This window comes from Streptomyces sp. NPDC028298 (assembly GCF_055565895.1).
This window is the reverse complement of sequence record NZ_JBVHTL010000008.1, coordinates 228,777-240,893: the sequence shown is the minus strand read 5'-3', so window position 1 is coordinate 240,893 and position 12,117 is coordinate 228,777. Positions and strand designations below refer to the sequence as shown.

The 12,117-nt window shown below is 72.7% G+C and carries 8 protein-coding genes; 6 read left to right on the top strand and 2 right to left on the bottom strand.

The features are described from left to right. The first annotated feature begins 103 nt into the window (after window positions 1–103). Window positions 104–937, top strand: a complete 834-nt coding sequence (locus tag ACZ4TO_RS31670) for a hypothetical protein (protein ID WP_468026036.1) — start codon at window positions 104–106, stop codon at window positions 935–937. 40 nt (window positions 938–977) lie between these two features. On the opposite strand, the gene ACZ4TO_RS31665 is transcribed toward ACZ4TO_RS31670, so the two are convergent. Together ACZ4TO_RS31665 and ACZ4TO_RS31660 are read right to left on the bottom strand one after the other, a co-directional pair. After that, window positions 978–1,835, bottom strand: coding sequence for a ribonuclease BN (locus ACZ4TO_RS31665; RefSeq protein ID WP_382778651.1), 858 nt, complete (start codon window positions 1,833–1,835; stop codon window positions 978–980). A 206-nt stretch (window positions 1,836–2,041) separates the two neighbouring features. After that, window positions 2,042–3,934, bottom strand: a complete 1,893-nt coding sequence (locus ACZ4TO_RS31660; protein ID WP_468026035.1) for an arabinofuranosidase catalytic domain-containing protein — start codon at window positions 3,932–3,934, stop codon at window positions 2,042–2,044. Between the two features lie 505 nt (window positions 3,935–4,439). Between ACZ4TO_RS31660 and ACZ4TO_RS31655 the strand changes: the two genes are divergently transcribed. From ACZ4TO_RS31655 to ACZ4TO_RS31635, 5 genes are all read left to right on the top strand, one after another. Next, window positions 4,440–7,322, top strand: a complete 2,883-nt coding sequence (locus ACZ4TO_RS31655; protein ID WP_468026034.1) for a phosphoenolpyruvate synthase — start codon at window positions 4,440–4,442, stop codon at window positions 7,320–7,322. Continuing rightward, a complete protein-coding gene (locus tag ACZ4TO_RS31650) occupies window positions 7,319–8,971 on the top strand; it encodes a nucleotidyltransferase family protein (protein ID WP_468026033.1) in 1,653 nt (550 codons plus the stop codon). The genes ACZ4TO_RS31655 and ACZ4TO_RS31650 overlap by 4 nt, the downstream gene beginning before the upstream one ends. A 113-nt stretch (window positions 8,972–9,084) precedes the next feature. Beyond that, complete coding sequence (locus ACZ4TO_RS31645) at window positions 9,085–10,173, top strand: SDR family oxidoreductase (protein ID WP_468026032.1); 1,089 nt, start codon at window positions 9,085–9,087, stop codon at window positions 10,171–10,173. After that, a complete protein-coding gene (locus ACZ4TO_RS31640) occupies window positions 10,170–11,114 on the top strand; it encodes a nucleoside-diphosphate kinase (RefSeq protein ID WP_468026031.1) in 945 nt (314 codons plus the stop codon). The genes ACZ4TO_RS31645 and ACZ4TO_RS31640 overlap by 4 nt, the downstream gene beginning before the upstream one ends. 10 nt (window positions 11,115–11,124) lie before the next feature. After that, window positions 11,125–12,105, top strand: a complete 981-nt coding sequence (locus tag ACZ4TO_RS31635) for a ScbA/BarX family gamma-butyrolactone biosynthesis protein (RefSeq protein ID WP_468026030.1) — start codon at window positions 11,125–11,127, stop codon at window positions 12,103–12,105. Window positions 12,106–12,117: the final 12 nt, after the last annotated feature.

Below are 12,117 nucleotides of genomic sequence, written 5' to 3'. Positions count from 1 at the left end.
CCGGAATCCGGCAGCTCAGCCCGGGGCCGACGCTTCCGGAACCTGCCGTGTCGGCAGGCCGGACACGTATGACCTAATGCTCGGGAACGAAGGAGGCACAGCGGTGGCTGCGCAGACGACGGACCGGGGGCTCTCGGCGGACCGGTGGCTCTCGGCACGGATCCGGCAGGAGTGGTGGCGCGCGGTGGCGTGGACGCTGCTCGGGCTGGCCCTGTCGACGGTGGCGGTGGGACCGAGTCTCTACGTCCCCGGAAAGGTCGCCACGGAGGCGGCCTTCCACGACGCCCGGCCGTGCACCGGGGGAGCCGGGGCCGGCGATCAGGGTATGAGCTGCCTGCGCACGATCACAGGTACGGTCCTCTCCGCCCAGACCGTCAAGAGCGGCAGGACCAAGGTCTTCCGCATACGGCTGCGGCCGCCCGTTCCCGCCCCCGCCGATCAGTTCATCGACCTCGACAGGAACGGCGACCTCTCCGAACTCGTCCGGCCGGGCGGGCGGGTGGACGTCACCACCTGGCGGAACGACGTGGTCTCCGTCAGCCGGGGCGGGGTGCGCGAGCGGCTCGCGGGACTGCCGGACGATGGCCCCATCACCTTCGTCGGGGCCGCCCTGGTCGTCGTCGGGTCGGCGGCCCTGGCCTTCGTCGCCGCGTTCGGCAGCGCCCGCCGGGCCCGCCGCCTCGCCACCGGCCGGCCCGTCGTACCCCGGGTCCCGTTCGCCAAGGCGACGCCTGTGGGGGTGGTGGCCTTGCCCTTCGTCGCGGCCATCTGCGCCGGGCATTTCTGGGACACCTGGACGGCCGTGGTCATGACCGTGGTCATCTGGGCCCTCATCGCGGTCCCGGCCACGATCCTCGTCCTGCGCTGGGACCGGGAGCCGTCCGCCGCACCCACGCCGGGCAAGGAGGTCACCCCTCCGCTCGGCGCACCCAACTGACCTGACGAGAGGCGGAGTTCGAGGGGGAGTCCGCCCGGACTCACCGCCCGCGCTGCCGGGCCCGCCGCAGCATGGTCTCCGTCGCGGTGTTGATCTCCTCGTGCGCCAGCCGCCCCAGCAGCGCGCCGCCGAAGACGACGACGCCGACACCGACCAGCCAGGACTGGACGACGAGGACGGTGCCGAAAGGGCCGTAGTTGACGGTGCTGGAGGCGATCAGGGGAGAGAAGACCAGACGCGAGAAGAACCGCAGCCCGAGCAGGCCGAGAGCGGTGAACACGGCGCCGGGCAGCAGGGACCAGGCGGCGATCCTGCCGCCGAGCAGCATCCACTGCGACCACCAGAAGAACAGGATGGCGCTCAGCGTCGCGGTCACCGTTCCGGCGACCGAGTGGCGCCACAGCGTGGTCGTCGCCGTCACGTAGATGGTGCCGATGAGCACGGCGAGCCAGAGGACGTGGCGCCATCGCGCGTGCCAGCGGGCCGCGGGCAGCTCCCACACCTTCTCGTAACCGGTCTGCACCGCCGCGCCGAAGCTCAGACCGAAGACGGCGAGCGCGGCGAGACCGAAGGCCGTCGTCGTCTGCCGCACCTGCGCGGGCCCGGCGAACAGCCGCGCGACCTCGTCCCTGGCGGCTCGGGACACCCCGAGGCCGTCCCCCAGCCACTGCGCGAAGCCACGCCCGTGGGCCGGATCGGCCGCGGAGACGACGATCAGGAGGGGCACCAGCGTGAGGAAACCGAGGGCCGCGAAGCCCAGCGACCTCTGGCCCAGTTCGATGTCCTTGCTGTGCCGCCATCCCCGGCCGACCGAGGAGTCGCGCAGCGCCGCGGACAGCCGTACCCGCGCGGAGGTCCGGTCGTGGTCGTCCGCGTCCGGCGGGGTATTTTTCGGCATACAGATCGATTACCACAGACGGTCGCGGAGCAGACAGCGTCAGGGGCGGCCGACACACCGTCAGCCTCGGCAGACGCGACGCGACGCGACGCGCACGGTCACGGTCACGGTAACGGTCACGGGCCGGGCCCGAGACGCGCGAGCCCGGGACACGCGGACCCGGCCGGACTCGAGGTCCGGCCGGGCCGACGGGCGGAGCGGCGGGGTCAGCCCAGTGCGAACTTCTGGGCGGCGGCTCCGTTGCAGTCCCAGATCTGCAGCCGGGTGCCGTTGGCCGTGGCGCCGTTGGGCGAGTCGAGGCAGCGGCCGGACTGCGGGTTGAGCAGCGAGCCGTCGGCCTGTTGCTGCCAGACCTGGCCCCCCGCACCGTTGCAGTCCCACAGTTCGACCTGGGTGCCGTTGGCGGTGCCGTTGCCGACGATGTCGAGGCAGCGGGCCAGCGTGTGCAGCCGGCCGTCCGAGCTGTGGAACCAGTGCTGGTCGACCGCGTACGACTGGCAGCTCCAGAGCTGTACGGCGGTCGCGTTGGAGCCGTTGTCGTCACCGGCCACGTCGGCGCAGGTGGTGCCGGGCCCGATGACGGGCGCGCCCGCGTTGACCGCGAACCTCTGGGCCGCGGAGCCGTTGCAGTCCCAGATCCGCAGACGGGTGCCGTTGGCCGTGGCGCCGTTGGGGGAGTCGAGGCAGCGGCCCGACTGGGGGTTGAACAGCGAACCGTCGGCGCGCTGCACCCACTTCTGGCCACCGACCCCGTTGCAGTCCCACAGCTCGACCTGGGCGCCGTTGGCGGTGCCGTTGCCGACGATGTCCAGGCAGCGCCCGATGGTGCCGAGCGATCCGTTGGCGTTGTGGGTCCAGAACTGGTCCTCGGCGTACGACTGGCAGTTCCAGAGCTGTACGGCGGCGCCGTTCACCCCGGTGTCGTCCGCGGCGACGTCGACGCACTGGTTGCCGGGGCCGCCGATGGTGCCCTGCGGACCGTTGGGGACGTTGGTCTGGCCCGAGTAGCCCACGGAGACGATGTTCGCCTGGACGGCGTTCTCGGCCGCGTCGGTCGGATAGCCGGACACCATGACACCCTCGAAGAACGTGCCCATGTTCCAGTTGCTGTTGTCGCCGCCCGTGCCCAGGATGATGCCGCCCTCCTGCTGCATGGGCCGGTAGCCGCCCCGTGAGGGCAGTGCTCCGTCCCACCAGGTGGTCAGGCCCCCTGACTGAGAGTTGCCTCCCTTCAGCGCGTAGGTGGTCTGCCCGTTGTTCTTGAGGACGGCGGTCACGTACGTGCTGCTGTTGCCCTTGTTCGCGGTGTTGGAGCCGTTGTCGCCCTGGAACATGCCGTTCTCCAGGTCGGCCTCGATCCAGGGCCCGGATCCGCTGCACGGCGCGAAGTAGCAGGTGGTGGCGATGGAGACGGCGTCCATGTGGCCGTTGCCGGTGTCGGCCGGTGTGGCCTCGGCGTTGCCGTAGTCGAAGCAGCAGGCGGAGCCGACGTGGGTGCCGCTGGCGACCATGTAGGCGCCTTCCGCCTGGCCGTTGACCGCGGTTCCGGACGCGGCGCCGTGCGAGCGGTAGCCGACGCCGGGGGAGATCCAGATGCCGTACACCTTGTGGCCGCCCGCCGTGACGGACAGTTCACCGGCGTCCGCGCCCCGGTCGGCACCCATGCCGGCCGTGCCCGCGGGACCGGGGAACAGGTCGTTGTGGCGGGACGTCTGGTCGTACACCTTCGAGATGCTGCACGTCGTGTTCGCGCAGAAGCTGTCCTGCTGGGCGGCGTTCGCGTAGCCGCCGGCCGCCAGCAGCCCGATGTCGGCGGTCGCGCCGTCGGAGACGCGGGTGACCTGGTACAGCGGGCCGTTGTACGCCGAGAACAGCGCACGGGTCGAACTGTGGGCGGCCACGCACGGGGTGCCGGCCGCGGCGTAGATGTCGCAGGGCTGGGAACCGGCGGCCTGGGCGATGCCGGGCATGCCGACGAGGACGGTCACCAGGAGGCCGAGGACGGCCCCGACGGACAGCAGGGCGCGGCGCAGCCGGGGTAACGCCCCGGCCGTGGGGGAGGGGAAGAGACGCGAGGAGGCAGATCTTCTTCTGCGCATGTGTGCTCCCGGAGTGGAGGGTGGAGCTACAACTCGCCCTCGGGACAGCCGAGATCAGGGCTGCCTGGCGACTGAGACGGAAGTTACAAGCGCTGGTTGATTGCGTCAATATTTGTTGCTTTCCTTTCTGCTCGACCCTCGTCCGGTGTCCGAACGTGTGGCTTTGCGGCCCCTGTTGGTCCATGACGGCCCCCGCTCCGGTCCGCGACGGCCCGGCCTCCTCCCGCCGTCGGCGTGGGGGGCGAGGAGGACGTACGCGGTGCTACTGGCGCGTATCGCCGCCGTGGGGCGACCCGTCGCGGGGGCCGGGCGGACCTACTTCGGCTGGATCATCCCGTTTCCGTCCCGGCCGCCGGTGTTCCTCCTGAACAGCGGCGGGCGATCGGAATTTGAAAGGGATACAACGACCGAAAAACGCCGGTGACGGGCCGCCGGAGTTTTTTCGACCGGCCCTGCTGTGCAACATTCGAGCGAGGTCGAGCACCACCCTCGGAGGGGAAACGCATTGTCGCCCACCACGGGATCCGAACGCCGGTCCCCGCACGTCCTCACACCGTCCAGCGACGCATCCCTTATCACCGAATGGGCCGGCGGAAAAGGGAAGAACCTCTACACGCTGACCGCGTCCGGATTTCAGGTACCGCGCTGGTCGATCATCGGCCTGGACGTATTCGCCGAATTCAGCCGCGGCAGCGGCCTCGACGGGCACCTGAAGCGGCTGCTCGCCGACGGCTGGGAGCCGAAGGCGGGCCGGATCGCCGCCGAGATCGCCGGCCTCGTCGAGGCCGCGCCGCTCGCCGACCACCTCATGGACGCCATCGGACTGGCCTACGGTCTGGCCGGTGGCGGCGCGGTGGCCGTGCGGTCGTCCGGCGTGCAGGAGGACGGCGCGCGCCACTCGTTCGCCGGCCAGTTCGACAGCTTCCTCAACGTCCGGGGCCTCGACGAGGTCGTCGCCCACGTCCGCCGCTGCTGGGCCTCCGCCTTCTGTGAGCGCTCCCTGCGCTACCGAGCGCGGCACGGGCTGGCGATCGACACGAGCGGCGTCGCCGTCATCGTGCAGCGCATGGTGGCCGCCGAGCTCAGCGGTGTCCTGTTCACCGCCGACCCGGCGAGCGGACGGACGGACCGGCATGTCGTCAGCGCCGTCCACGGACTGGGGGAGGGGCTGGTCTCGGGCGCCGTCGACGCCGACACCGTCGTCCTGGACGCCGCCACCGGCGAGCCGCTGACCACGGTCGTCGGTGACAAGCGGGAGCGCTACGACGCCGGATCCGGCCCCGGCTGCCAGGTGTCACCCGTCGCCGACGAGGACCGCGGCCGACCCGCGCTGACGGCCGCCCATCTGGCCCGGCTGCACGCGGCCGGGGCGCGCGTCACCGCCGTGTACGGCGCCCCTCAGGACATCGAGTGGGCCATCGACGACGACGCCCTGTGGATCCTCCAGAGCCGGCCCGTCACCACCCTCGGCCCGGCCGCGGGCTCCACTGCGGAGCCCGAACGGAACCTGCGGCTCTGGGACAACTCCAACATCATCGAGAGCTTCAGCGGTGTCGTCTCCCCGCTCACCTTCAGCTTCGCCGCCGACACCTACGCGAAGGTATACGACAGCTACGCCCGCGCCCTGGGCGTCCGCGGGGAGCGGCTGCGCGAGGTGCGGGAGTGGACCCCGTACCTCCTCGGTCATGTCCACGGACGTGTCTACTACAACCTCTTCCACTGGTACCGCATGGTGCGTCTCGCGCCGCTGTACCCGCTGAACCGGCGCGTCCTGGAGAAATCCCTGGGGGTCGCCGAGAGTATTTCCGACGAACTCGCCGACACGCTCCATCCGTTCACACCCCGGTCCGGACTGCGCGACCGAGCCGCGCGGCTGACACGTACGGTCATCTTTGCCGGAAGATTTCTCACCATCCGAAAATCCGTGGACAGGTTTCATCGAGATTTCTATCGCGCGTACACGGTATTCAACAACGTCGACTACGACGCATTGCCGGGGGACGAGACCTACCGCCGATTCCGGCGGCTCCAGCGGGAACTCATCGAGAAATGGGGCCCGATGCAGACCCTCGACGCGACGATCCTGCTTTCCGTGGGACTCCTCGCCCTGCTCACCCGCAGATGGCTGCCCGAGGCGCCGGAGTGGTTCACCTGGGCCGCGGCGGCCCCGGGCGGCGCGATCGAGTCCGCCGAGCCGGTATGGGCCCTGCGCGAGCTGGCGGTCCAGGCGCGCGCCGACGCCGGGATCCTGGCGCTGCTGGAACGCACCCCCGACCCCGAGGCCCGCCAGGCCCTGCTCGACGCCGGGTACACCGGATTCCTGCGGTCCGTCGACGCGTACATCGCCGACTACGGCTACCGCAGCCCCGACGAACTCAAGCTGGAGGTCCCCGACCTGCGCGAGAACCCGGCGGGCGTCTTCACGCTGCTGCGCGAGGTCCTGCCGGACACCGGCGACGGCGGGGGCCCGGGCGCGTCCGATCGCGGCGGCGAGGCCGACGCCTACCTCGACGAGCACCTCAGCCGGCCGCGGCGCCTTGTGTACGAACGGGTGAGGAGCAAGGCCCGCACCGCGCTCACCGACCGGGAACGGCTCAGGTTCTGCCGCACCCGCGCCTTCGGAGCGGCCAAGCGCATGCTGCGCGCCCTCGGCCGCGATCTCGCACGGGCCGGCGCCGTCGACACCTGGGACGACGTCTTCTACCTGCGCCTCGAAGAGATCCAGGGCGCCTACGAAGGCACGATCGTCCACACCGAACTGCGGGACCTCGTCGGGCTGCGCCGCCGGCGACAGGCGGCCGACGCCGAACTGCACGCCCCCTCCCGCTTCACCACCCGCGGCGCGCCCTACTGGTGGGGGAACCTCGAAAGGGCCGGCTGGAGCGGTGGTCCGGCCGCCCCCAGCGGAGCCCGGGAACTGAGCGGAGTCCCCTGCTGCCCCGGTGTCGCCGAAGGACCCGCCGTCGTCACCGACACCCCGCGTGACGTCGGCGGCGGCGTCCTGCTCACCTACCGCACCGACCCGGGATGGGTGACCGCGCTGTCCTCGGCCGCCGCACTCGTCATCGAACGGGGCAGTCCCCTCACCCATGTGGCCGTCGTGGCACGGGAGTTGGGCATCCCGACCGTGGTCCAGGTCAAGGGCGCCACCACCGAGATCCGCACCGGCGCCCGGCTGCGCGTCGACGGGGCCGCCGGGACGGTCACGGTCCTCGCCGACCCGCCCTCCGACGGCACGGTCACCCCTCTCGCCGACCCGGCCCGCGACGACTCGGCCGCCGTCCTCGCCGACCCGGCCCCCGAAGGATCGGCCGTCGTCCTGGCCGACCCGGCCCCCGACGGCATGGCCACCGCCCCGGACGGCCCGCGAACGGAGAGGCACCCGTGATTCTCACCGAGGAACGGCTGCAGGACCTGCTCGACAAGTCCCTCGCCGAACTCCCCCCGGACACCGAATGGGCCGTGACCCTGGAAGGCTCCATAGCCGAGGGGTTCGGCAACCCCTCCTCCGACATCGACTTCCTGCTCGTGAGCCGCTCCGACGACGAGCCGCCGACCATGCCGTCCCTGCTGTTCGTGGACGGCAGGCGGGTGGAGATCCGCACCCGCTCGGTTCGCCAACTCGCCGACCAGTTCACGGCGGTGGAGCAGGGAGCCGGACGGCCGGGCCGGCTCTCCGAGGACCTCCTCAACCGCTGCCAGCGGATCCTGCACAGCCACCCGCTGCGCGGCCACGCCCTCATCGAGGAGGTGAAGGCGCTGCTGCCGGTCGAGCGGTTCCGCCGGATCGCCGCCGACTGGTGGGCCCACCGGGCCCGGCAGTCCCTCCGGCACGCGACGGCCCTCCAGTGCCTCGGCGAGAGCGACGAGGCGGTCGACTGGACCCGCGCCGCCCTCGTGCAGAGCGTCAAGTCCTGGGCGGCCGGCCGGGGCGAGACCTATCTGGAACCCAAGTGGCTGTCCCTGCAGCTCGACCGGGCGGGACGGGCGGACGTGCGCGACCGCTACTGGGAGCTGGAATCCGCCGTCGTCCGGCCCGGCGACGCCGAGGCGGCACAGGCCCACCTGACCGCCTGCCTCGACTTCGCCGAGGACCTCGGACTCGCGAAGGTCCCCCGGCGGCCCGAGCGGCTCACCGTCGAACGCGTCGCCCAGGTGACCACCTGGCAGACCGGCGAACGGATCCACGTCGTACGCGGCCGACGCGACGTCTTCGCTCTCGGCGCCGACGCCGGAGCCGTCTGGCGCTCCCTCGTCCTGGGCAGGCCGCTGCCCCGCGTACTGGCCGACGGCGCCGCCACCGGCGTGAACGAACCCGGCCCGCTGCTCGCCGCGTTCCTGCGCTACGGGCTGGTGCGCCTCGCCTGGAAGGGCGGCGGAGCCGTCACCCCCGCACTTCCGCTCGCCGCCCCGCCCGGCCCCCTGACCCCGCCCACCTCCACCGCCCAGCCGCTGCTGTCGGTGCGCGGCGCCGCCGTCGGCGGACCCCGCTCGGTCGACCTGATGCCCCTGCCCGCCGACCGGTTCGCCGCCGCGGCCATGGCCCTGGTGTGGTCCAACGTCGTGGTCGAGAACGCCGTCGAGGACCTGACCGGAGCACTGCGGCGCGGCCAGCACAGGGTGGCCGAAATCACCGCGCGCCGCGCCGTGCACGCGGCGCTGCGCGGACTGTTCAGCGCCCACGGGGTCAACCCGCTGCCCGCGGACGCCGACCTCGTACGCCGTATGGACCTGCTGCCCGCCGCCACCCTGCCGATCGGCGCGCACGCCGTGGAGCTGCTGGGGCACGGCGTGGACTCGGCGGAGGACGGCGACGCGCTGCGCGCGGAACTGCGCCGCTTCATCGCCCGGGTACGCGCTGCCGTGGGCGCCGACTCCTTCCCGCTGTCGTTCGACTCCGCGTACACCTGGCGGGCCACCCTTCAGCTCGGCCACGACTGGCTGCGCATGGGCGCCCACCTCGGCGCGGAGCTGCCCATCGAGGAGGCCCGCGACCTGCTGGCCGGCAACGGGGCCCAGCCCCACCAGGCCCGGTGACGGCGCCGAGCGCCCGAGCATCCCACCCGACGTCCCGTGCGGAGGATCCACCGATGTCCGAACCGAAGAACCCAGGTCCCGAGGCGTCTCGTGCCAGGTCGGCAGGTGCTCCGGTGTCCGATCCGATGACCGTGCTGGTGACCGGCGCCAGCGGGTTCGTGGGTGCCGAGGTGACCGCCCGGCTCACCGCCGCAGGCCACACCGTGCTGGCCGTCCTGCACCGCAACGGCGACCTCGTCCGCAACAACGGCAGAAAGCTCGACCCGGGGCCGGGCGCCGTGACCCGGATGACCGGCGACATCACCCGCCCCGGCCTCGGGCTGAGCGGTGCCGACCTGCGGCTCGCCGCCACCGCCGACCGGATCGTCCACTGCGCCGCCGTCACCGACTTCGGACTGGCACCGGGCCGGTACGAGCGCGTCAACGTCGAGGGCACCCGGCACGTCCTGGGCCAGGCCCTCGCAACCCGCACCCCCCTGGTCCACGTCGGCACCGCCTACGTGTGCGGCGAACGCGACGGCACCGCGTACGAGGACGAACTCGACCTCGGCCAACGCCCCGGCAACGACTACGAGAAGAGCAAGCTGGCCGCCGAGACCCTGGTCCGCAAGGCCGCGGCGGACGGCCTGCCCGTCACCGTGGTCCGGCCGAGCATCGTCACCGGCGCCGACCGCACCGGCCGGGTCCGCGACCTCAAGACCATCTACCCCGTGCTCCGGGTACTGACCAGGGGACTGGTGCGCACGGTGCCCGGCCACCTGGACGCCGTCCTCGACCTGGTCCCGGTCGACCGGGTCGCCGACCTGGTGACCGAGGCCGCCACCCGCTTCCCGGACGCCGAGGGGCGCACCCTGCACGCCGTCGGCCACGAGCTGACCCTGCGGGACATGTCCGACGTCCTCGCGGAGTACCCGTCCCTCCACGTGCCGCGGTTCGTCCCCCCGTCCGCGTTCTCGGCCACGGCCCTGCCCGGCCGCGAACGCCCGTACTACGACCGCGTCGTCTCCCTGTACGCCCCCTACTTCCGGCGCCGCGTCCGCTTCGACACCACCCACGCCGAGGCCTTCGGCCACCGCCCGCCCGCGACGGGCGCGCGCGCCTATCTGCGCCGCCTCCTCGACCACTGCCTCGCCACCGGCTATCTCGGCCCGCCCCCGCCCAGGGAGCCGGCCGCCCGACCCGACGGGAGCGCGAACCGATGACCACCGCCCACCTGGCCCAACCCTCGTACGGCATACCCGTCCCACCCTTGCTGACGTGTCACCCCGACAAACAGCGGCTGTACGGCGCCGACACCTACTACCAGGAGAGCCACGGCCAACTCGCCCAGCTCACCGGCGACATCACCGGCTTCGCCCACCGGCACGCGCTGCTGCTGCTCAAGCCCGACGCCGTCGTGGCACGCCGGCTGGAGGCGGCCGCGGACTGGCTGGCCGGGCAGGGCTTCAGGATCGTCGGCGCGGCCGTCACCCGCCTGACCCGCACCATGATCCGCTCCCTCTGGTACTTCCAGTGGAACCTCGCCACCCCCTACCGCAGGCGGCTGGCCGCGCTCTTCCTGGAGGACGCCGACGCCCTCGTGCTCCTGGTGCGGCCTCTCCACGACCTGGACGTACCCGCCTCGGTCGAACTCACCCGGCTCAAGGGCCCCACGGACCCGGACGCCCGCCGGCCCGGCCAGCTCCGTCATCTCCTGGGCCGCTACAGCTACTTGCTGAACCTCGTGCACACCCCCGACGAACCCGCCGACGTCCTGCGCGAGTTGGCCGTCCACTTCGACGAGACCGAGCGCGACCGGCTGTTCCGCTCGGCCCTCGCCGACGAGGACCGGGCCGCGCACGCAAGCGAGTTGACCGGTCTGCTGTACGCCGCCACCGAACCCCGGGACCTCGCCTTCGATCCCGCCGTCGCGCGCCTGCGCGACACCGTGGCCCGGCACGGGGGCGCCGATCCCTCCGCCGGCCCGCGCACCCTGCTGGAGACCGCCTGGCGCCTGGGCGTCGACCTCGACCCGTGGGACGCCGTCATCGTCGGCTCGAAGGTGCTCCCCATGCGCCAGCCGGGCCGAGCGCCCGTGCTGGACGGAGCCGACGCCGACACCTGGCGCCGCCACCTGGACACCGTCCGCGCCACCGCGAAGTGAGGAGCGGCCCATGCAGTTCACCCGGACACTCCCCAAGGATCTCGTGCACCGCTCCGCCGTCGCGGAGGTCTTCCTGACCGACACGGAGCGCCGCGGCGAGGACGAGATGCTGCTGGCGGCCCGCTTCCCGCGCCGGCACGCCTTCTACGACGACACGCTCGGCCCCGGCGACCGGCTCGACCCCTTCCTCCTCCTGGAGGCGTGCCGGCAGGGCATCTTCGTGGTGGCCCACCGGCACCTCGGCGTCCGGCCGGGCCACAAATTCCTGCTCCGGGAGGTCGGGTTCGAGGTGCCGGACCCGGCCGCCCTCACCCGGGGCGAGAGGCACACCGAGGCGGTCGTCGCCACCCGGATCGAGCGGCGGTTCCGGACCCCGGCCGGAGTGCGGGGTCTGCGGCTCCGCTTCGCCCTCGCCATCGGCGGCCGCCAGGCCCTGCTGGCCCGTATCGACTATTCCTGGATGCCTCCCGAGGAGTGGACGAGGCTGCGGGCCGGACAGCGCGGCGCGCTCGGTCTGCCCGCCGTGCCCGTCGCACTGCGCGGACCCCACGCCGAGCCCGCGCTCGTCGGCCGCCGCGCCCGGGCCAACACGGTGATCTCCCCGCCGCGCGCCGAGGAGGACGGCACCCACACGGCACGTCTGCTCGCCGAGACCGACCACCCCACCCTCTACGACCACTGGGTCGACCACGTTCCGGGCATGCTGGAGCTGGAGGCCTTCCGCCAACTCGCCGTACGCGCCTGCGTGTCCGCCGGGACCGTCCGCACGCCCAGTCCGCTGCCGGTCGCCCTGGCCGCGCGGTTCCGCCGCTTCGCCGAGATGGACCTGCCGCTGGAGTGCCGCACCGCTCCGGCCCGGCCCGGCGCCGACATCGAGTGCACCCTGCGCCAGCCCGGCACCCTGGCCGCGGAGGCCCGTATCCGGCTCGCCGACGCGGACGCCGGACCGGCGCGCGGCTTCGCGGCGCGAACCACCCACAGGGCCGCATGAGTTCCCGCCACC